The following is a 20,855-nucleotide window of genomic DNA, read 5'->3' as shown; positions in this document are numbered from 1 at the left end:
GATGCCCCGGTTGCAAAAGGCTTCAAGTTTGGAATCGGCACCTTGGACCAATCCGTGTCAGATGCAAAATAAAAGCTCGTATATGCCGGTTGATTGTACGCTGTGTTCTGTCTAGCGATTTCAGCCCGATATTGCGGATCATGCATTAACGTGTACATTTTGTGATTCGTTACATCCGTGCTCATATATATCCGAATAGCGGAACTATCCGTCTTACGAACGAGCAATTCTTCTCTCCAGTCGCCAAAAATATCGGCAACAAGGGATGGGTTCCCTTTCGTGGAGTTATTGGTCGTCGTGCCGGTAGCCGTCAGCGCTCTGGCCCCGCTCCAAACGTCGATCGTCGGCGTTGAACCTTCCGCGCCATTCACCATTTGCGTCGTCATGTTGCCCGCCCATTTGATGCTCATGTTTGTGCCTGGCATGGATGTTCCTAATGTGGTGCCATCGGCCATTCGCAGGGCAGTGGCCCACGTTTCGATACCTCTTTTGCTAGCATCAACGTCACCGATCATGCCACGGCCTGTGTCTTTCCCTGTGTAGGCGCCATAAATCGTCTCACCTGTCTTCGCGTCACGGAAAGAGTAACCGTAAGGTACGCTTGTCGCGCCTTCATGAACCATGAAAATCTCCAAACCAGGACGATCCGGGTTAATGTCTGTAACGTGCAGAGCATCTCCATGGCCTAGCAATGCATATTTTCCAGCATTCGGCCCCGAAGCAATCGTATCGCCGGAGCTGTATAACAATTTTCCATCATGGTCAATCGTTGATGAGCCATATACAATTTCTTGCTTGCCGTCGCCGTCCACATCCGCGCTTGTCAAGGAGTGAGCACCCTGCGTCGTCAGTGTTGCATAAGCAGGATTAGATCCCTCTCTGCCGTGAGGAGTGTCATTGAACGGATTCGTCATTTTCACCCATCCGCTGTCTACGAACCAATACTCTTCCAAATGTTTACCATTCCAGCGGTACGACACGATGGTACTTCTCGTATAGTACCCTCTGGCAATGATTGCATAAGGATTTTGGCCATCCAGATACGATACCCCTGCTAAGAATCGGTCCACACGATTGGCTGGCTCAATTCTAGCAAGCGCGTAATCTCCCCACATGAGTCCGTCATCTTCACGACACGGCTTGTAGTGGATGGTTTCCAGTTCTTTGCCTGTCGCGCCTTCAAACACCGACAAATATTCAGGACCGTCTACAACAAAGCCTTCAAATTCCCGCAATTTGTTATTTGTGCTTCGACTTGGGGCATACACGTCAATAAAATAGTCCGCTAAAAGCTTGGCATCCCCTTCAGACAGCGGATAGGAATATTTTTTGGCGATGCCGAAGCATTCTTCCAACGTTTTAGGCCATGAACCGTTAAGCACCTCTGGGTGCTTATCCCAATTCATGAACATGTTCACCACATGATCGTAGTAACCTTCGGCGCTCAACCGATAATCGTCCGTATTGGCAAAGCCTTTGGCAAGATCTTCGCCCGGCATCGTGATGTACTTCGTGGATGTCACATTACCTTGAGCATCGTATTTACTGACCTTTGTACCCGGTGCTGTTTTGAACATCATCTCTGATTTTCCGTCGCCATCGAAATCATAAACCATGAATTGCGTATAGTGTGCGCCAGCCCGAATATTGACCCCAAGATCAATTCGGTACAATAACGTCCCGTCAAACTTATAGCAATCTACATATACGTTGCCTGTATAACCTTTTTGAGAGACGTCTTTGGAGTTGGACGGATCCCATTTGACGAAATATTCATATTGACCATCGCCGTCAACGTCGCCAACGCTCATGTCATTCGCTTTGTAGGTGTATGCTTCACCTTTTGGTGTAACGCCATCCGCCGGCTTTTTCAAAGGCAAATCATAGAAACCGCTGCCCCATGGCGTAACCGTTGCGCTTTTATCCACTTCATTTCCGTTAGCGACCGCAGCTACGTAATAGTGTGATGAAGCCGTTCCTGTGCTGTCAAAATAGTTCGTACTGTCATCGATCGTAGCAATCTTCACGCCGTCTTTATACAAATTAAAGTTTGTCCCCGTTAATCCCGTGCTGGAGTAACCCATAACCTCATTGCCAAGCAGCCTCCAACTGAGAAACACGCCATTGCCTTTGACAACCGCTGTCAAGCCACGATCCAAATATTCCAATTGAACGCCGGACGTCGTTCCCTGATTGCCTGATTGTTCATTGGCTGCTGCTGTTCCGACCATACTGCTGAACATCACCATGCAGCCGGCTGTTATAGTAAGCGCTTTCTTTGCTAGGCTGAGTTTCTTGTTCGCCATGCTTTTCGTCACCTTCCTAATCGGAGATATGTCGCGTATTTTGTCAGAAAATGATATGCATTCGATACAAATTGTTTCTTTTTATCAGCATTTGTCGAATCATGAGGGCAGGTTGAGGCTTAAGAATAAGTTCCTTGAATGGCTGGTGAGGGAAAGTCAATTTATGCAATAATTAAAGACTATATCGGGATAAACATTCATAATCTTGCATGTTTACGCGAAAACTTCTTGAAAGCGGCTTCAACTTATCCCCTATATATACTGCTCAAAGTGGCTCTTATTGGTTATCCGCAGCCTCCTTTCGTCTTAACTAAGTCACTTCATGTTACTTCGTCCATGTTTCTCACTACCTCTCAAATGATACATTGTGTATTTTTTATTTACCAAATAAAAAACCGTTATTTTTGTTCAAGAAACAGTTATATTCCTGAAATGGAGGAAATGAGCCTTTGTGAGCGCTCGAATGGGCGAGCGCTTGCTAGAGTGATGGATGCTCGAGAAGCGAGCCAACGAGCGCTTGCTCGAGCGATGAGTGCTCGAGATGTGAGTGATAGTCGGTCGAAGAAGGAGCGATCATCCGAGAAACGAGAAATTGTTCTTCGGCGTTACTTTAGGGGGAACTGCAGGACACTCTTCCTCTGAAAAGAGGCATGTTTCACTTGTTTGGGGAACTACAGGACGCTAAAATGCCTCTTTCCCGCGATAATCATGCCGTGGCAGCAAAATAAGACCCCACTGTTCCGCTCAACGAGGAAAAAGCTCGTTTTCCTCTGAATAAGGGACTCCAGTTCCCTCAAGTGAAGCCATAGCAGAATTCTCGCTATGTTCATTTAAATTTGTTATTGGCGGGTGAGGTGGAAGTTCGATGTGTTGTGAGTAGGTTGATGGAATAGTGCGGGATTGGGAAAGTAGCTAGCTGAGACCTGACGGGCAGTGTCAGGGGGAACTACAGGGCTCTATATTGCCTCTTTCCTGCGATAAGCATGCCGTGGATGCAAAATAAGACCCCACTGTTCCGCTCAACGGGGAAAAAGCTCATTGGAATAGGGGACTCCAGTTCCCTCAAGTGATGCCATAGCGGAATTCTCGCTATGGTCTTTTAGATTTGTTTTTGGCGGGTGAGGTGGAAGTTAGCTAACTGACGCACAGGTTGACGGTAGGGTACAATGTTTGATCACAAAAAAAGCCTGCCTATCCTCCGGCGCAACCGCGGGAAGAAAGACAGACTTTTTCAAAAAGTACAAGCTTACATATTCCGAGCAGCCAGATAAGTCCGCATGACCTGCTCCGCTTTTTGCGTTAGCAGCTCCTCGGTCCTCTCCATCGCTTCTTGCAAGGACATCGGTCCATTAACAATACTATGTATGCTCGTGATGCCATGGTCATAGAGAGCCTCCACACCGGGCCCAATGGAACCGCTCAATACAAAAACAGGAACGCCGAGTTTCTGCGCCGCTTGAGCAATGCCCATGGGAGCTTTGCCGGAAGCCGTCTGCGCGTCTGTTCGGCCTTCTCCGGTAAACACGAGAGATGCCTCCTGCAAGTGCTGGCTCAGGTTGCTTTTGTCCATAACAATCTCAACGCCGCGCTGAACGGTTGACGGGAAAAAAGCTTGGAACGCGCCGCCAAGCCCGCCCGCTGCCCCTGCGCTAGGCAGATCGTGTACGGCTATGCCCGTGTGCGCCTCGATGAGATCCGCCCAATGGCGGAGAGCCTCATCGAGCTCTGGCAACATCTCAGGGGTCGCCCCCTTCTGAGGGCCAAACACATAGGACGCTCCTTGCGGGCCGATGAACGGATTAACCACATCAGAGGCAATCGTAAAACTCGACTCCGCTATTCTAGCATCCCAATTCGCAGCGTCTATGCTGCGAATTTTCGCAAGACCAAGCGCACCATGCGGAACAGCTTGTCCTTCCGCATCCAGGAGCGCCAACCCAAGCGCTTGAAGCATGCCGCTTCCTCCATCATTGGTTGCGCTGCCGCCAATCGCCAAAATAAACTTACGATACCCATGATCTAAGGCATGTTTGATAAGCTGACCTGTCCCATAGGTCGTCGTCAGCCAAGGATTTCGCTGCTCCTCCGAGATCAAATAGAGCCCTGAAGCCGTAGCCATCTCGATGACGCAGGTTTCATTGTCTCCAAGAACGCCGTATTCGGCTATTACATTGTCCAACAAAGGCCCGCTTACTGAAACGTTGATTTTGGTCCCCTGTGTCGAGCTAATGAGACTGTCTACGGTTCCCTCGCCGCCGTCAGCCATCGGAACAAGCACCGTATCCGGTGTCGGTGCAGCCTTCTGAATGCCTTTCGCTATAGCTAGAGCAGCCTCTTTCGCGCTTAAACTGCCCTTAAAAGAATCAGGTGCAATGACAATTTTCACGGTCGTCCCTCTCCCCCGAGCTTTTTCGATCAAAGTTTGCTTATTAGCTTATACAACGCATGTGTCCCGCTGTCTTCTTCCCCACTGGCCGCAAGCTGCTCATACAGCGATTTGGCAAGAGCAAGCCCTGGCAGCTTCGCATTCATTTCTTCAGCTGATTGAAGGGCAATTTTCATATCTTTAATAAAATGTTTGACATAAAAGCCAGGTGCAAAATTGCCGGCGATCATCCGCGGGGCCAAATTACTTAATGACCAGCTGCCCGCTGCTCCGGATTCAATGCTTTTTAGCACCGTCGCAGGATCTAATCCTGACTTCTCCGCATATACGAGCGCCTCAACCACGCCCATCATATTGCTGGCAATGGCGATTTGGTTGCACATCTTGGTATGCTGGCCTGCTCCCGCTTCCCCTTGATAGACGATGTTCGTGCCAATCTTCTCAAATAATGGCAAAACCGCATCAAACGCATCGCGCGATCCACCAACCATGATCGACAATTTCGCTTCTTTCGCTCCAACATCTCCGCCTGAAACAGGCGCATCGAGTGAGAATAACCCGCGGGAACGCGCTTCATGTTCAATTTGTTTGGCAAGCTTGGGCGAGGACGTTGTCATATCGATGACATAACTTCCTGGCTTGGCGTTCTGCAGGATACCATTTTCGCCTAAATAAATTTCTTCCACATCACTAGGGAAACCTAACATCGTAATAATGACATCACACTGCTGAGCCAATTGTCCAGGGGAATCCTGCCAATGTGCACCCTGATCAACGAGGTCCTGTGCTTTGGATCTTGTCCGATTGTACAGATGAACTTGATACCCTGCCTTCATAAAATGACCTGCCATGCTTTTACCCATAACACCCGTGCCTACAAGTCCTACTACGGTTTGTGCTGGATTCAATGCCACGCAAAAAACCACCTTTCTAAATAAACACACAATGTCAACCAGATACTGCGCAATTTTTCCCAATACTTCTTCTAACTTATCATCCCCGTTCTGTGCGGTCAATGAAAGATGTGTATCCTCCGCAGGACTACATTGACAGATATAGTACTCTTGAATATAATGTAAAACAGGAGGTGAGGATCATCTTTGACTTAAAAATAACGTCCGAGCTTATTCGCGGGCATACCGATAGCATCATTCTTAAGCTTTTAATGTCAGGTGATAAGTATGGCTATGAAATATCCAAGCTTGTGCAAGTAACCACAGGCGGAGAATACGAGCTCAAGGAAGCTACCATGTACGCCAGCCTCAAACGCCTTGAACAGGAAGAGAACATTACTTCTTATTGGGGAGACGAAACGCAAGGCGGCAGAAGAAAGTATTACCGGATCACCGACAAAGGGAAAGAGACATTTGATACGAACAAGCGGAATTGGGAACATGCAAAGGGCATTCTCGATTTATTCATATAAGAAAGGTGGAATCATCCATGAATACCAAGCTTTCTGCTTATTTGGACGAAGTTTTCTCCAATTACGAGGATTTAAAGCCAATTCGGGAGTTAAAAGAAGAGCTTTTTCACGACTTGCAGGAAAGATTCAGCGACTTGCAAAAGGATGGCCTTGATGAAAAAGCCGCTTTTGAGCGGACAATCGCGTCTATTGGCGAAATTTCCGAGCTTATCGGAAGCATCCATGCTAGTACGACGAAGCTGCAGCAAATCGTTGGCATTGATTTTTCGAAACAAAATTTGCAAAAGTCGGACTTAAGAGCTGTTCAGGTCCACGACGGGAAGTTTAATTACAGCAACCTGCAGGGCTCTGATTTTAGCCATTCGGATTTAACGAATGCTTCTTTTAAATGCAGCAACTTGGACAATTGCAATTTTGACGGCTCTAATTTGACCCATGCCAAGATTCAAAAGTCCAACCTCAAGGGAGCTACTTTCCGCAATTGCCAATTTAACCATACCGACTTCAGCTCTTCGGAGTTAGCGGGCGTATGTTTGGATAACCTAACTTTTACCGGAACTATTTTTCATTATACTGGATTAAAAGAAACTTCTTTCCGCAACGCCGTTTTTCAAAACTGTTCGTTTAAAACCGATGTCAAAAAAACAATTTTTGACGGGGCTAAGATGGATAAAGGCACATATGCCGTTTTAAAAGGCTTTAAAGCAAATCTCGCGCACGTTACCATCATTTAATTTAGAAAGCGGGGAATACCACCTTCATGTCAACACAAACCAAAAATAAAGGAATAGGCATTGTAATCGCCGGGCTTCTGCTTGGCATTCTGATGGCATCCATGGATAACACCATTGTAGCTACGGCGATGGGCACCATCGTAGGGGAACTAGGCGGCTTGGACAAATTCGTGTGGGTCACTTCCGCCTATATGGTTGCCGAGATGGCCGGCATGCCGATATTCGGGAAATTGTCCGATATGTATGGACGAAAGAAGTTTTTTATCTTCGGGATTATCGTATTTATGCTAGGTTCCATCTTATGCGGAACGGCTAATTCCATTATTGAACTCAGCATTTATCGTGCGATTCAAGGGATTGGCGGCGGTGCGCTGGTACCGATTGCTTTTACCATCATGTTTGATGCCGTTCCGATTGAAAGCCGCGGTAAACTAGGCGGATTGTTCGGCGCCGTATTCGGTATGTCCAGTATTTTCGGTCCCCTGCTAGGCGCCTATATTACGGATTACGTGAATTGGAAATGGGTTTTCTACATTAACCTGCCGCTCGGTTTGATCGCCTTTATTTTTATCGCTTTCTTTTACCGCGAATCCGTTGAGCATTCGAAGCAAAAAATCGATTGGTGGGGCGCATTGACGCTTGTCGGGGCCATCGTCTCCCTTATGTTCGCGCTTGAATTAGGCGGCAAAACATATGCCTGGGATTCATCGTTTATCCTCGGATTATTGGCACTGTTCGCCGTATTAACGATCATCTTCATTTTCATAGAACGCCGCGCTGCCGAGCCGATTATCTCTTTTGCCATGTTCAAAAGCCGGTTGTATGCTTCCAGCAATGCCGTAGGCATTTTCAGCGGCGCCGCTTTTATTACAGCTTCTGTTTATATCCCCATCTTCGTTCAAGGCGTGCTTGGTGGAACAGCGACGAACTCTGGCCTAGTTTTACTGCCCATGATGTTAGGGTCTGTCGTAACTGCAACAGGTGGCGGTTTCTTAATGACAAAAGTAAGCTACCGCAGCATCATGATTCCTACTACGCTCATTCTGGCAGGTGGAGTTGCTCTGCTGACGACGTTATCTCCCGAGTCGCCACGCTGGCTTGTAACGATCTATATGATTATCGTTGGTTTGGGTATCGGGGCTTCCTTCTCGGTATTGAGCAATGCCGCGATTCATCTCTTTGATGCTAGGCAGCGCGGATCGGCCTCTTCCACACTAAATTTCCTTCGTTCCTTAGGAATGACGCTGGGAATCACCGTGTTTGGAATCATCCAAAGCCACGCATTTACGAGAAAGCTGACGGATGCCTTCGCCGGGCAAGGTGAAATGCCCGCCGGTATGGCTACCAGCGACCCGCATACCTTGCTCGACCCGGCTAAGCGTTTGGACATTCCCGGTCCTATTTTAGAAAAAATCACCAGTGCGCTATCGTCTTCTATCGTTCTCACATTCGCATGGACAATTGTTCCGGCAGTGATCGCCTTCATTTGTGCGATTGCCATGAGCAAAGAGAAACTTGATCCGACTCAAGAACAAGGCGCAGTATCACATTAACTACAAAAAGAGGGTGCCCTCATAGCCATCGAAATGGCGAGGTGCACCCTCTTTCTAATTGCTGTTAACATCCTTGCAAAATGGCAGTCTAGTTAGACTCCTTTAAAACTAAACGAGTAAGCATATGTTCGATTGGCGAACAACGTAAACTCCGGATGCGTTTTTGCCCCCCAGCTATCATCTCCGCCAACACCCATCTGCTTGTAATTCACGCGCAGCACTACCTTCTCGCTGACCGGCAGCTTATAAGGATGGTCATGAGCTTCCAATTCCGAAGGCGAATACGGCAGAGCATTCAATTCCACGGTCGGCAGTCCCGTAATACGGAGTCCGCGGCCTGTGTTATCCGTTAATGTCGCCCAACGGACATCCGTTTTGTTTCCGCATTCTTGCGGACGTAAGTACGGAACGAATTGCTCCTGGACGGTTCCGCTGTGCAGGGCAAGCTTCGCTCCTGTCGCGCGATCCCAGTGATTTTCGTGTGGCCCGCGGCCGTACCAGCTTACTTGCTGCAAGGCATGGTCCAACTCGAACATCATGCCGATCTCCGGAATCTCTGGCAGGTTGGCGCCGGGAACTAGCTCCATGCGCACCTCGACCTCCCCATTCGGCGATGCCGTGTACACCAACTTCACTGTTGAAGCCGGCGTTGTAGCAAGCTCATAATAAACATGAACTTCAGCGCGGCCATCTCTGCCAGATTTCGCTTGCAAGGATTGCAGCGTTCTTCCGCTGCCTGCTTCTTGCCATGGTGCGCAACGAATGTGATGCTTGTTGCCTCGGTCGTTATCCGTGTAGGCGCGCCAGAAATTAGGCGCTGGGCCTGTCAGGAACAACTCAGTTCCTTCGTAGAGATAGGAAGTGATATTGCCGGTTGCCGCTTGGAATTGAAGCGAGAAATTGCTTCCTTTCAGCGTAATCGAATCGTTCGTTGCGGCAATTTGCACAGCATCAAGCTCAGACACGGCTGCAGCAGATTCTGCGTGCGCAACGAAATCAACATGCGCCCACGCTTGACGGACAGGCAGCAGGAATTGCTCCCACGCGACCTCATGCCCTTTTGGCGCCCATAAGGTATCAGCTTCCAATTGAAGGCCGATCGTAAGAACGTACTCGTCAGTCGGACTGGCTGCTTCGTACACATCCAATTCGAGTTCAATTGTGGCCGTTTCTCCAGGCTTCACAGTAAATTGACCGCTCTTCGCTTCACCAACAGCAACGCCATTACGCTCGATCGTCCACGTCCAATTGAACTCATTAAGATCCGTGAACAAAAATTGATTCGTCACAGCTACTTGGCCTTTTGCCAAGTCAACCGGTGTAATCTTCACATTTTGATAGCACTTTTTAACTTCATAGATTTTCGGTGACGGTGTGCGATCAGCGAAAATTAAACCGTTGCCGCAGAAATTGCCGTCATTCGGCGTATCCCCGAAATCGCCGCCATAAGCTTGATAAGTCACACCGTCAGGCGTTGTTGTACGGATGGATTGATCGATCCAATCCCATATAAAGCCGCCTTGGAGAACCGGATACTTCTCAAACAGCTCCCAATATTTAAATAAATTACCGCAGGAATTCCCCATCGCATGGCTGTATTCACATAAAATAAATGGCTTCTTCGGCTTGTTATTCGCGTACTCTTCAATTTTGTCAATCTTGGAGTACATTTGACTTTCGATATCTGAGGCCGCCTCAGAGTCCCGGCAGTGGAAAATCCCTTCGTAGTGAACGATTCTGGAAGGATCCGCCTCACGCAGGAAGTCATGCATTTTAATGAAATTCTCTCCGCCCCATGATTCATTCCCGAGCGACCAAATCACAATCGAAGGATGATTTTTATCTCGCTGCATCATGGAATTCGCGCGATCCAGTACAGCCCCCGTCCATTCAGGTTTGCTGCCTGGAACCGTCTCTCCCTCTTCCTCTTGGGCATAACTCCACGATCCGTGCGTTTCCAGATTCGTTTCATCAATGACATATAAGCCATACTCATCACATAGCTCATACCAACGTGCATTGTTCGGATAATGGGACGTGCGGACAGCGTTAATATTAAATCGTTTCATCAGCAAAATATCAGCAATCATGCTGTCGTTATCTACGCTGCGGCCGCGGTCAGTATCAAATTCATGGCGGTTGACGCCTTTGAATACGATGCGCTCACCGTTGATTTTCATCAAGCCATCGTGAATTTCGAACTTACGGAAACCCACTTTGCAGCTCTCCGTTTCCAGCAGGGTTCCTTTCTCGTCCTTCAAGCTTAAAACCAGCGTAAAGAGGTTAGGTTTCTCCGCGCTCCAAAGTGCCGGATTATCCACCTTAGCGGACAACTCCACGTCCTGCTTCAGGCTTCCGCTTAATTCAACTGCCGCAGATAAAGGTGCAGACCATAACGGCTTTTGTTCACTGTCATATAAAACAGCCTCTACAAGGTGCGTTCCTGCGCCAAGGGCATCATAATTCGTAACCTTTGCCTGAATGCGCAGTTCGGCATGTTGAAAAGTTTCGTCCAAGTCCGTCAGCACTTTGAAGTCCGCAATATGTGCCACAGGGGTGGCGTACAAATAGACATCGCGGAAAATTCCGCTCAACCGCCAGAAATCCTGATCTTCCAACCAGCTTGCATCGCTCCACCGATAGACTTCAACCGCGAGCTTGTTCTCACCCTCAACCAAGTAAGGTGTAATATCAAATTCCGCGGGTGTGAATGAGTCTTGACTAAAGCCAACGAAATCCCCGTTTACCCATACATAAAAAGCGGATTCAACACCCTGAAAACTTAAGTACACAGGATGCTCCGCCCATGATGCCGGAATCGTAAAGCTCCGGGAGTACGAGCCGACAGGATTATACTTCACAGGCGCATAAGGAGGCTTCACTTCTTCGTGACCTACCCATGGATAGATAATATTCGTATATTGCGGAAAATCAAAACCTTGCAGCTGCCAATGGGATGGCACCGCAATGTCGGACCAGCCGCTGCAATCGTAGCCGTTCTTATAAAACTCCTGAGGCCGCCCCTCAGCATTCTCTGCAAAATGAAACTTCCACGTTCCATTCAAAGTTTGATAGAAGTCAGAGGTTTCCCGAACTCCTGCAAGCGCTTCGGCTTCCGACCGGTAAGGCATCAACGTTGCATGCGCTTCCAAACGGTTCAATTGATAAATCTGCGGATTGTTATTCCATTCCGGATAACCGTTCAAAGGCGCTGTGTAGACGTACTTATTAGCCATGGATTCTTACCTCACTTTATTGGTGTTGTATAATTATCATCAACGATGTATTTATTGTAACTGACAATAATCTCTTTTAAAATATAAGATACTACGCATGATATATTAAAAAATGAAAGAGATGGCAATCTGATATGGCTATAGACTACAGGAAGTTTTTCGTCATCACCGAAACGGACCGCAAGCTGCCGCTGATCTTGGAAACGGTCGGATATGAGAGTCAGCAGCTCTATTATAAACGCGAGGATGGTTATCCCTGCTTTCATTGGCTGCAAACGATTGAAGGCGCCGGAGAAATCATCCTCGACAATCAGTCGATCAAGCTTGGCGAGAATCAAGGCATGCTGCTCGCCGCGGGCATTCCACATGAATACAAAGTTCTCTCTTCCAAATGGTCAACTTGGTACTTAACCTTTGACGGAGCACTCGCCGCCTCTATCGTATATGCCCTGGAGTTCCCGTTATCCACGCAAATCAGCTGGGGAATGGATACTCCGCTGGCCAGCATCCACGAATATTTTTACGAAAAATATCGTTATAGCTATGATTTCACGGGAATGAACGGTTCGCTGGAGGTTTATCAATTTCTCACTCTGCTCAAAAAACACGGCAATGTCAACAAAAGCGCCTCCTTCTCGCAGAGCCATGAGCGCTTATTGCCGCTCCTATTTCAATTGGAGCAAAACTTTGGATCCGCCGATGTTGGACTGACCTGGATGTCTAATGAGCTCGGCGTCAGTCCGCAGCACGTCAATACGCTTTTTCGCAAAGCATTTGGCTTATCCCCTTATCAATACCTGCTGCAGCTGCGGCTTCAGAAGTCCAAAGAATTGCTCATTACCGGGCATAACTTGACGATTAAGCAGATCGCGGAAACTACGGGTTTTCTGGATGCTTCTCATTTTATTTCAACTTTTCGTAAATCTGTAGGTTTAACCCCTGAAGTTTTCAGAAATCAATATCATAAAAATCAAATAGAAAAAGGATAGATCGAGTCGCCTCGCCTATCCTGATCGTATTCATCGCTGATTATAGATTTAATGATTTGGCACAAACTCACTATGAACTTCCATCAATGTTTGCACGAAAATCTCAAAATCATTTTTACTAGACGAAAATTTGAAATCGGTTACACCAGTGTTGAAATCAATAACCGTGAGCGCCACGCGGTTCAAGGGATACTCTGGAATCGGCTCAGAGGCAAGAGTAATATTTTTGAAAGGGTAAATAGACGTTTCACCGTGTAACCGCAGCACAGTCAAATGATCATCTCTTAACTCCAACGAAATATGTTGATCAGAATCAGTGAAACTTTTTAGTGTACTCATCCTTTATCAATCCTCCTCTTGTCCTCTATTTTACTCTCAAATGGTAAGATAAAGAAGCCCAAAATAAAAAAAATCTTCCTATTTATTTCCTGTTTCACCACTCACGTTAGCGGGTAAATGAATATAGGGCTGAACGCCGCTCTAACTACGCTACGGAGGTGCCGAACATGAGCACAACGATTTTATTATCTGAACGAACAGGTCCCGTGAAGAAACTGAGAGAACAAGGTCAAGTTCCCGCTGTAGTTTACAGCTCTCGTATGGATTCCGAACATGTCACCGTCCCGGAGAAAGAAATCCGAGCATCCCTGAAACGCAATCCGCATGCCATTTTGAATGTAGCTTTGCCCTCGAAATCAAAGGAATCCGTCATTATCCATCACGTCCAGAAGGATTCTCTGACTGGCCAATTGCTGCATGTCGACTTTTTGCAAATTGATATGAAAGAAAAGCTGGATACGACGATTGCCATCCACTTTATTGGAGAAGCCAAAGGCACGAAGGAAGGCGGTATTCTCCAAGTAGAGTCGCATGAAGTCATGATACGATGTATGCCTAATAAGCTGCCAGAATCCCTTGCGCTTGATATCAGTACATTAAGCATTGGTGAACATCTCACCGTAGCCGATCTTAAAGTACCCAAGAACGTTGAAGTTCTCTCAGATCCTGAGACTGTTCTTGTCACCATACTTGGCACACAGAAATTAGACACGACCCCTGAGACCGATGCACAATCCGAAGCTGCCGCCGAATAAAGGTGTCTATGAAAACAGACTCTGCGCAATAGAAGCGCTAGAGTCTGTTTTTCGTTTCAATAGAGTTAGGCGTTGCCATATGCGTGCATCTGGCTGCTCATTACCTTCGAAACGATTGATTTATGTTTTTCGGCCCTAGCTACAATCACTTGCAAACTATTGCGAATTTCTACAGCTTCGTCTAAATATTCCTTATCACCAAATAACTCATAGAGCCTAAGATAATCATTATACTCATCCAACCATTGATCGAAGTAAGAAGATGTCATAATCTATCACTCCCTTAGATCCATGATAGAGTATAAACATTAATTTTTTATTATAAATATATTAATTTTCTTCTTTTTGTTGCAAACCTGTTCCGCAAATGATGAGGATAGCTACAAATAAAAGCACCCCGAACGCATCCCACCACATGCTTCCAGCAACGTTAGGAAGACTTCCGATAGCGATAATAAGTACAGGGCAGAACCACAGCATTTTTTCTAATATATCACGAATTGCTTTTCGTCTTTGCAAGATGTACGACCCCTATATGCTGCAGTATGTTGTTTAGACCCGACATCGTATACTCTTCGAAGTTTAGACAACCTTTCTGTCCGTCCGAAATGCTCAAAAATCAATCCAATTTGTGGAAGTTAATCACCCGATTCCTCGTTATTTACAAACCGATGGTCGGTATTTATAATATAGTTATTGCATAAATATTAACAAGGAGCGATTTTATTGAAACAAGAGGAACGCAGACAGCAAACAACGGGAGTTCTGCTGACATCAACCAAAGAGCTCATTCGGGAAAAAGGGTGTGAAGCGATCACCATGAAGGACATTATGGACCGCTCCGGTTTGTCCAAAGGCGCTATTTTCCATTATGTGAAAAGTAAAGATGAAATCTTCGCCTGGGTGCTGCAGGAACGCTTGGATGCAACCGATGAACGCTTTCAGGCTGTCGTGCAGCAAGGCGGTGCAACGTTCGAAGGACCGATGCAGAAAATCCTTGAAAATCTCCGAGCACTGGACGATGCACAGGAAGTGACCAACAAAGTTTTGATCTATTTGCTCGGTAAAGAAGATCAGCCGGCAGTTGCCGAAACGCTTAAGCTGTACTATGAACGCTCCGTGCATGTATCCAAGGAATGGATTGTTACCGGACAATCGCACGGTGTTATTACGGAATCGGTGGATGCCGATAAAACAGCCGATTTGTTTGTTCTTCTTTCTCTCGGATTACGCGTCCGTTCCACCATTCCGTTAGTGACTGCAGGGTTTCAAATCGAAGATTTCGCCAGTATGATGACACAATTATTGAAAAAATAGAAGGAGGATTTGCAATGATTCCTTTTTATGCTTTGATTGTCTCCTATCTGATATTTTGGGTACTCGGATTGCTTGGTGTCTCCCATTTCGAAGGCTGGCATACGCCTATGCAGGGCGCTGTTGCTGTCATGCTGCTGCTAACAGCATCCGCTCATTGGGGAAAAAGACGGCCAGACCTCATCCGCATGGTTCCGCCAGCTTTTCCAAGACCTGATTTGATCGTTACTATAACAGGTTGGTTAGAAATTGCTGCTGCGATCGGCATTCTGTTTCCAGCCACATCCCGTATCGCCTCCATCTGCCTGATGGTGCTGCTCATCGCCATGTTCCCCGCCAATGTGCGTGCGGCGCGCCATAAATTAACGATTGGCGGGGATCCCACGCCTTCCTTGCCGGTCCGCACGGTTTTGCAGCTTGTTTTTCTGGCTGCGATTTATTTGGCAGGCTGAACTGGCAGCTGCCCCAGTTCCTCTGTAGATCCCACACCACGTGTTCGCCGCGTGTCCCAACGATGACAATCATCCACCCCTTCGTATACAACCCAATGTGACTCAAGCGGCTCTGGCGTCCGTTAGAATTCCGCGGAGCCATATTTTCTTCCAAATGAGGGCAGCTCGGGCCGTTAGCTGTAATTCAGGAGCTACTAAAAAAAGCTTGTCTACTCGCAAACCAATCTCGTATAGTAAATGCAGTTAGTGAGAACAAGGAGGCGATCTTCGTGAGCACAACGATTCCCGCAACAGTCCGTAATTACGCCATTGACGACTTTACGAATCATTTTCTGGCGAATTATCCTGTGCACTGCGAGCTCCGCAAGTCGCCGCTTCATCAGCAGCTGCTGCATGCCCATAATGGTTATGAGTTTTATTTTGTACTCCAAGGGACAGGCTCTTACATTGCCGGTGATCAATTGTATCCCCTGCACGCCGGCACACTGACAGTCATCCAACCAGGCGTCATTCATCGTCCCTATCATGTGCTGGACCAGGATTTCCACAGATATGTCCTTTCCATTGATGAATCTTATATGGAGGGCATTCACGCGCTTTGTCAAACGACAGACTTGTCGATCTCCGGATTCCTAAAAGCGATGCATCCCGAGTCAAGCCATCACTTCTTGTCCGTTCAACAGCTGGACCAACTTCAAATGCTGCTCGCCGAGCTGGAACAAACGCTAAAAGACAAGAAGCCGCACTTCGAGCTAAATGTGCTAAAATGCCTGGCAGAATTTTTCCTCTTTCTGCTTGGTTTACATCATGATGTTGCAAGCTCCCATAGGTCGGACGATGAACAGTTGATTGGTAATGTGCTCTCTTACTTGATTGCGCATTATCAAGAGGATTTGCATGTCGAAGACCTGCTGGAGCTTTTTCCCGTTTCGCGCTCCAGGTTGTTTAGCTTGTTCAAAGAAACCACAGGCAGCACAATGAAACAATTCCTCTCCGACTATCGATTGAACAAAGCGAAACGTTTGCTGGCAGAAACGGACCTGCCCGTTACCGAGGTCGCCGCGGTCACGGGGTTCGGCGATATTTCGCATTTTTTTAGCGTGTTCAAAAAAAGTACTGCCCTTACTCCCAAACAGTATCGCAAGAAAACAGTGAGCGGTGCCTGAAATTGAGGTATAATTCCAAACAAAACAGCCAGAAAGTCTGGATAGACCTTCTGGCTTATTTATTCGATTGCGGCTTGCTTACTCTCCCGAATCCCGGCAAGTATCTGCTAATAACATGAGCGCAAGTCCTTGCCCATACAAAGTCGGATACTGCGGAATCTCTTGGTATGCTGCGATGCTCTTCATGACCGGAGTACCTCCAGATACACCAGAGACGACGCCATCCTCCGAAATGGAGGAAAGTACTGCGGCCAACGCCCGATCAGCAGCTGCCTGATGCCGGTCATTACGCTCGATGAGACCGAATTTCATCGCTTTTCGAATGCCATACCCGATCCCCGCACTACCGGAAACCTCCCGGTAAAAATCAGGATGATCCATCACTGTGCTCCACAAACCGTCCTCTTGTTGATAAGAAATAAGACCGGAGATTAAACGTGCATATCTTTTTTGGAGTTCATCAGGAATAGGTGCGAGCTGCCCGATCTCCTTTACGATCAATGGAACACCTGCCGCAACCCACGCATTCGCCCGTGTCCACCGTGCAGCGGACATATGATCCGCGGAGTCGCAGTTCCATCCGTGAAACAACACACCGTTGCTCTCATCTTGCAGCACGCTGAGATGAATGAGCACCTGTTGCAGCGCCTCCTCGGCATATTTCGTACTGCCAACAAGAGACGCAGTCCGAGCCAGGAACAATACGGCCATAAACAGGGTATCTGCCCACACCTGCTCGGAGAATACCGCATTTTCCGTTACCGTATGTTCAAAGGCCATCTCCCTCGTACGAGGCGCCTCCGCGATCATCCACTCCGCGATCCGAACGGCCTCGTCCCGAAACCATACGTCTTCCTCAAGCCGGTACAGGGCAGGGAAAATCGCAAACGGGGCAATCGAATTAATCACCTTTGTTCCTTTCGCCTTCTCCTTATTCCGCTTGATCCACTGCTTCAGATAAGACAGAACTTCAGGCTTACCTGTAGCTTCATAATAGTCAAGCATCGCGATCAACCCAACACCCGGCACCCAATCCCAATGCTCAATGTCCATACCCCAATTTCCGGTGTGATCGTGCATCATTTCCTGCCAAACCTTTTGCGCAGTGTTTGATAATGTCAAGAAAATTCAGCTCCTTTTTATATACACAAGCCCATAAGATTAATTGTCTATAGAACCACTTTACCATCTATAAACTCCTAAACGCTTGGGCTTCTGTCTTAAAAAAGTGGGGAAAAGTCCAGCATTACACAAAAAAAAGACCGAGGATAACATCATATCCTCAGTCCCACTTTTATCATTGATATTTCCGTATAAATGCAATAGCGCTGGCAATATCCTTCTCCGGCTGCTCGCCAACTTCACGTTCAATCGTCAAGTAGCCTTTGTAGCCGATGTCACGCAGCGTTTGGAAGTAACGCGCAAAATCTACATGACCTTCGCCTAGAGCAAGCTCGCGGTAATACAGCCCGGACGTTGCATCCTCGGCGATTTGCTCGTGGCTCATCGGCTTGTATCCCAGAGAGCCGTACACCTCGCGCGGGTCAACCTGGCGCAAGCGAACGCCGTCTTTTACATGCGTATGGACGATATAATCTTTCAGCGTGATAATGCCTTGAACAGGATCATCGCCTGTCACCATAACCATATTCGCAGGATCGAAGTTAACCGAAACTCCGTTGGTAGACAGGGAATCCAGGAAGCTTTTCAAATGCGCAGCAGGTTCTGGACCGGTTTCGATGGCAAAATAAGCGTCCAAGCTTTTGGCATATACCCCTAATTCCTCACAAGCCCGGTGCATCGTCTCATAGATCGGATCGTTGGTTTGCTCAGGTACGACACCGATATGCGTTGTGACCACTTTCGTGCCAAGCTCAACGGCAAGATCCAGAATACGCTTGGATTTCTCGATTTTCTCCGCATTCACAGTAGCATCCTGGAATCCGTGACCGCCTAAGTCCCCGCACAATGCTGAGATTTCAAGCCCCAGAGAGGCAATGTAATCTTTCAGCTCTTTGCGTGCTCCGGATGATAAATTCGCCGGGTCCATCTCGCCGGAAACGGCATAAATCTGCACCCCGTCAGCGCCAAGCTCTTTGGCTTTCTTCAAACCGTCCCGCACGCCAAGCCGGAGACTGTCCACCATGATACCAATTGGATTCATTCGAATTGTCAACACCTTTCAGAAAGCTATGAATGACTGCCTATTCTATATCTTCCCATAGTCTTTTAATATTTTGCAACCCGATCAACGTACCCGTTCTGCACTCTTCCATCCCTTCAAACTCCAAGGAAATGTAACCGTCGTAACCAGAGTCCTTGATCACGCGCAGCACTGCTCTCATATCGATATCTCCGTGTCCCACAATAGCGCCGCGCAAGTAGTTCCCCTGCAAGGTTTGGAACCAGCCTTGACCTGGATTTTGATGAGAAGGACGCAGATAAAAATCCTTGATATGGACCATTGAGGCATAGGAAATGTTATTTTTAACAGCTGCTACCGAGTTCTCGTCCGCACACATGAAATTACCCACATCCAGTGTCGTCCGGAAATTCGGACGGTCAACCGCTTGGATTAACGCTTGAACCCGGTCACTGTGCTGCACAAAATAACCATGATTTTCAACACTTGTCGTAATGCCATAAGTCAGGGCATAGTCAGCAATCTGACGGCAGGCTTCCGCCATACGATCCAGCTGTTTATTGAAATTGGCAATCGAACGGTCCGCGCTTTGCGCGACATCGTGCCGCATCTTTTTCACGCCGAGTCTCGCCGCGAGATCCACTTCACCTTTTACCCGCTCAATTTCCTGCTGATAAGCTTCTTCGGAATCCGTTAGAAAATTAGCGCCAATCGCGTAATTGGAAATTTCGATCCCACGTGATGCCGCCTTTTCGCGAATGCGATCCGCCAGCTCGAAGTTACCAGGCAAATCATAACCCAGAGGCACGATTTCAACGTGCTCTCCGCCTTGATCCGCAATCCAATCGATGACCGCCATGATGTCCATTTCACCGGACTTCAGCGCTTGAAATAAACTATACGTACTAACGCCCAATTTCATGTAAGTACCTCCATGCTAGTTTCTATCGGACTATAATTTGATTTCTTGGCCTTTCGCAGCCGATTCATAAATACCGCACAACATTTTCATCATGTTAACGCCGTCTTCAACAGGACTAATCGGGGTACTGCCCGTTTGGCAGCTCTCGATAAAGTGATTAATTTCATTTTGGAAAGCCTGCGGTACATTGATCGATTTCGCATCTGTTTGTGGGGATACATTCAGGATCGTATCGTGCATTTCCGTGATAAAAACAAGCTCAGGCTCAATTTCCACGCCACCCTTGTCCCCATAAAGCTTAACGGCGATCTCATCCTTTTTGGCGTGCAGCGTAAAGCTAACATCAACCAGCAACGATGCTCCATTTTCAAAACGAATCAAGGCATTCGCCATGTCTTCAACTGTATTGTGGGCTACATCATAATCAGCCGCTTTGTAAAAGGAAAGATTGCGAACATTCGCACGGTTCCCAAGCTTATTATACGTATTCCCGCTGACGGAAACCGGCTTCGGTCTGCCCATCATATACCAGCATAAGTCGATGACATGCACGCCGATATCAATCAAAGGACCGCCGCCAGAACGTTCCGAATCCGCGAACCAACCGCCTGGGTTGCCTAAACGGCGAATACAAGAAGCTTTTGCATAATAGATTTCACCCAAATTATCGTGATCAATGAACGATTTGACCAATTGAGCATTGGCATCATACCGGCGGACAAAACCTACTTGCAGTGTTTTCCCCGATTCACGTACAGCATCTTGAATGCGGAGCGCTTCCTCAACGGTTTTACAGAGCGGCTTCTCAACTAAAACGTGTTTGCCTGCGCGCAAAGCTGCAATACTGATCTCAGCATGCGTATTATTCCATGTACAAATACTTACGGCATCGATCTCTGGATTAGCGAGCAATTCATGATAGTCCGTGTAGATATGCTCTATGTTATATTTGGCTGCTTTATCTTCAGCTCTTTGACGATTAAGATCACACACCGCGTATAAATTAGCGTTAGCTTGTTTCGCGTAGGACTCGAAATGCATTTCGGAAATCGAACCTGCTCCAATTACACCAATATTCAACTTGTTCATACTCATAGCAATTTCTTGCCTCCTTGGTTGTCTTATAAACTCAGG

At 47.4% G+C, this 20,855-nt stretch carries 18 protein-coding genes and 1 pseudogene; 8 read left to right on the top strand and 11 right to left on the bottom strand.

All coding sequences use genetic code 11. The features are described from left to right. Positions 1-23: 23 nt before the first annotated feature. From PCH02S_RS01840 to PCH02S_RS01830, 3 genes and pseudogenes are all read right to left on the bottom strand, one after another. Positions 24-2,306, bottom strand: a pseudogene (locus PCH02S_RS01840) (rhamnogalacturonan lyase); the annotation flags it as partial. 1,246 nt (positions 2,307-3,552) lie between these two features. Beyond that, on the bottom strand, positions 3,553-4,692 hold the full coding sequence (locus PCH02S_RS01835; RefSeq protein WP_127449460.1) for a glycerate kinase: 1,140 nt from the start codon (positions 4,690-4,692) through the stop codon (positions 3,553-3,555). A gap of 29 nt (positions 4,693-4,721) precedes the next feature. Beyond that, complete coding sequence (locus PCH02S_RS01830; protein WP_127449458.1) at positions 4,722-5,606, bottom strand: NAD(P)-dependent oxidoreductase; 885 nt, start codon at positions 5,604-5,606, stop codon at positions 4,722-4,724. A 182-nt stretch (positions 5,607-5,788) separates the two neighbouring features. On the opposite strand from PCH02S_RS01830, the gene PCH02S_RS01825 reads away from it, so the two are divergent. Genes PCH02S_RS01825 through PCH02S_RS01815 form a run of 3 tightly spaced genes read left to right on the top strand, consistent with a single transcriptional unit; the run spans position 5,789 to position 8,405 of the window. Further along, positions 5,789-6,118 carry a PadR family transcriptional regulator gene (locus PCH02S_RS01825; protein WP_127449763.1) on the top strand — a complete coding sequence of 110 codons (330 nt, stop codon included), beginning with the start codon at positions 5,789-5,791 and terminating at the stop codon, positions 6,116-6,118. A 17-nt stretch (positions 6,119-6,135) separates the two neighbouring features. After that, a complete protein-coding gene (locus PCH02S_RS01820) occupies positions 6,136-6,852 on the top strand; it encodes a pentapeptide repeat-containing protein (protein ID WP_127449456.1) in 717 nt (238 codons plus the stop codon). Positions 6,853-6,878: 26 nt separating this feature from the next. Continuing rightward, the gene (locus tag PCH02S_RS01815) at positions 6,879-8,405 is read left to right on the top strand and encodes an MDR family MFS transporter (protein WP_127449454.1); all 1,527 of its coding nucleotides are present in this window, start codon (positions 6,879-6,881) and stop codon (positions 8,403-8,405) included. Positions 8,406-8,497: 92 nt separating this feature from the next. Here the strand turns inward: PCH02S_RS01815 and PCH02S_RS01810 are convergent, their stop codons facing one another. After that, positions 8,498-11,641 carry a glycoside hydrolase family 2 TIM barrel-domain containing protein gene (locus PCH02S_RS01810; protein WP_127449452.1) on the bottom strand — a complete coding sequence of 1,048 codons (3,144 nt, stop codon included), beginning with the start codon at positions 11,639-11,641 and terminating at the stop codon, positions 8,498-8,500. Positions 11,642-11,775: 134 nt separating this feature from the next. On the opposite strand from PCH02S_RS01810, the gene PCH02S_RS01805 reads away from it, so the two are divergent. Then, on the top strand, positions 11,776-12,630 hold the full coding sequence (locus PCH02S_RS01805; RefSeq protein WP_127449451.1) for an AraC family transcriptional regulator: 855 nt from the start codon (positions 11,776-11,778) through the stop codon (positions 12,628-12,630). 48 nt (positions 12,631-12,678) lie between these two features. Here PCH02S_RS01805 and PCH02S_RS01800 read toward each other — a convergent pair whose 3' ends face one another. Next, the gene (locus PCH02S_RS01800) at positions 12,679-12,969 is read right to left on the bottom strand and encodes a hypothetical protein (protein WP_127449449.1); all 291 of its coding nucleotides are present in this window, start codon (positions 12,967-12,969) and stop codon (positions 12,679-12,681) included. Positions 12,970-13,136: 167 nt separating this feature from the next. On the opposite strand from PCH02S_RS01800, the gene PCH02S_RS01795 reads away from it, so the two are divergent. After that, positions 13,137-13,724, top strand: a complete 588-nt coding sequence (locus tag PCH02S_RS01795) for a 50S ribosomal protein L25 (RefSeq protein ID WP_127449447.1) — start codon at positions 13,137-13,139, stop codon at positions 13,722-13,724. 65 nt (positions 13,725-13,789) lie between these two features. Here the strand turns inward: PCH02S_RS01795 and PCH02S_RS01790 are convergent, their stop codons facing one another. Beyond that, the gene (locus tag PCH02S_RS01790; RefSeq protein ID WP_127449445.1) at positions 13,790-13,993 is read right to left on the bottom strand and encodes a hypothetical protein; all 204 of its coding nucleotides are present in this window, start codon (positions 13,991-13,993) and stop codon (positions 13,790-13,792) included. Between the two features lie 61 nt (positions 13,994-14,054). Further along, positions 14,055-14,243 carry a hypothetical protein gene (locus tag PCH02S_RS01785; RefSeq protein WP_127449443.1) on the bottom strand — a complete coding sequence of 63 codons (189 nt, stop codon included), beginning with the start codon at positions 14,241-14,243 and terminating at the stop codon, positions 14,055-14,057. A gap of 207 nt (positions 14,244-14,450) precedes the next feature. On the opposite strand from PCH02S_RS01785, the gene PCH02S_RS01780 reads away from it, so the two are divergent. The 3 genes from PCH02S_RS01780 to PCH02S_RS01770 all read left to right on the top strand — a co-directional run bounded on the left by PCH02S_RS01780 (position 14,451) and on the right by PCH02S_RS01770 (position 16,656). Next, a complete protein-coding gene (locus PCH02S_RS01780) occupies positions 14,451-15,041 on the top strand; it encodes a TetR/AcrR family transcriptional regulator (RefSeq protein ID WP_127449441.1) in 591 nt (196 codons plus the stop codon). A gap of 14 nt (positions 15,042-15,055) precedes the next feature. Next, positions 15,056-15,490 (top strand): DoxX family protein, encoded by a 435-nt coding sequence (locus PCH02S_RS01775; protein ID WP_127449439.1) that lies wholly within the window; start codon positions 15,056-15,058, stop codon positions 15,488-15,490. Between the two features lie 269 nt (positions 15,491-15,759). Further along, positions 15,760-16,656, top strand: coding sequence for an AraC family transcriptional regulator (locus tag PCH02S_RS01770; protein WP_127449437.1), 897 nt, complete (start codon positions 15,760-15,762; stop codon positions 16,654-16,656). Positions 16,657-16,734: 78 nt separating this feature from the next. Here PCH02S_RS01770 and PCH02S_RS01765 read toward each other — a convergent pair whose 3' ends face one another. From PCH02S_RS01765 to PCH02S_RS01750, 4 genes are all read right to left on the bottom strand, one after another. Beyond that, a complete protein-coding gene (locus PCH02S_RS01765; protein WP_127449435.1) occupies positions 16,735-17,778 on the bottom strand; it encodes a glycoside hydrolase family 88/105 protein in 1,044 nt (347 codons plus the stop codon). Between the two features lie 175 nt (positions 17,779-17,953). After that, on the bottom strand, positions 17,954-18,820 hold the full coding sequence (locus PCH02S_RS01760; RefSeq protein WP_174806716.1) for a sugar phosphate isomerase/epimerase family protein: 867 nt from the start codon (positions 18,818-18,820) through the stop codon (positions 17,954-17,956). A gap of 40 nt (positions 18,821-18,860) precedes the next feature. Beyond that, positions 18,861-19,721 carry a sugar phosphate isomerase/epimerase family protein gene (locus PCH02S_RS01755; RefSeq protein WP_127449433.1) on the bottom strand — a complete coding sequence of 287 codons (861 nt, stop codon included), beginning with the start codon at positions 19,719-19,721 and terminating at the stop codon, positions 18,861-18,863. Positions 19,722-19,751: 30 nt separating this feature from the next. After that, positions 19,752-20,810 carry a Gfo/Idh/MocA family protein gene (locus tag PCH02S_RS01750; protein WP_127449760.1) on the bottom strand — a complete coding sequence of 353 codons (1,059 nt, stop codon included), beginning with the start codon at positions 20,808-20,810 and terminating at the stop codon, positions 19,752-19,754. Positions 20,811-20,855 lie beyond the last annotated feature (45 nt).

The organism is Paenibacillus chondroitinus NBRC 15376 (assembly GCF_004000765.1).
GTDB classification, from domain to species: Bacteria; Bacillota; Bacilli; order Paenibacillales; family NBRC-103111; genus Paenibacillus_E; species Paenibacillus_E chondroitinus.
The sequence above is the reverse complement of the archived record's forward strand: the minus strand, read 5'-3'. Positions and strand labels throughout refer to the sequence as shown.

What these genes read in the sequence shown, in the direction of transcription:
- PCH02S_RS01795 (WP_127449447.1), top strand. Translation starts at nt 13,137, where the DNA reads ATGAGCACAACGATTTTATTATCTGAACGAACAGGTCCCGTGAAGAAA.
- PCH02S_RS01810 (WP_127449452.1), bottom strand. Translation starts at nt 11,641, where the DNA reads ATGGCTAATAAGTACGTCTACACAGCGCCTTTGAACGGTTATCCGGAA.
- PCH02S_RS01790 (WP_127449445.1), bottom strand. Translation starts at nt 13,993, where the DNA reads ATGACATCTTCTTACTTCGATCAATGGTTGGATGAGTATAATGATTAT.
- PCH02S_RS01800 (WP_127449449.1), bottom strand. Translation starts at nt 12,969, where the DNA reads ATGAGTACACTAAAAAGTTTCACTGATTCTGATCAACATATTTCGTTG.
- PCH02S_RS01820 (WP_127449456.1), top strand. Translation starts at nt 6,136, where the DNA reads ATGAATACCAAGCTTTCTGCTTATTTGGACGAAGTTTTCTCCAATTAC.
- PCH02S_RS01805 (WP_127449451.1), top strand. Translation starts at nt 11,776, where the DNA reads ATGGCTATAGACTACAGGAAGTTTTTCGTCATCACCGAAACGGACCGC.
- PCH02S_RS01815 (WP_127449454.1), top strand. Translation starts at nt 6,879, where the DNA reads ATGTCAACACAAACCAAAAATAAAGGAATAGGCATTGTAATCGCCGGG.
- PCH02S_RS01760 (WP_174806716.1), bottom strand. Translation starts at nt 18,820, where the DNA reads ATGAATCCAATTGGTATCATGGTGGACAGTCTCCGGCTTGGCGTGCGG.
- PCH02S_RS01775 (WP_127449439.1), top strand. Translation starts at nt 15,056, where the DNA reads ATGATTCCTTTTTATGCTTTGATTGTCTCCTATCTGATATTTTGGGTA.
- PCH02S_RS01750 (WP_127449760.1), bottom strand. Translation starts at nt 20,810, where the DNA reads ATGAACAAGTTGAATATTGGTGTAATTGGAGCAGGTTCGATTTCCGAA.
- PCH02S_RS01755 (WP_127449433.1), bottom strand. Translation starts at nt 19,721, where the DNA reads ATGAAATTGGGCGTTAGTACGTATAGTTTATTTCAAGCGCTGAAGTCC.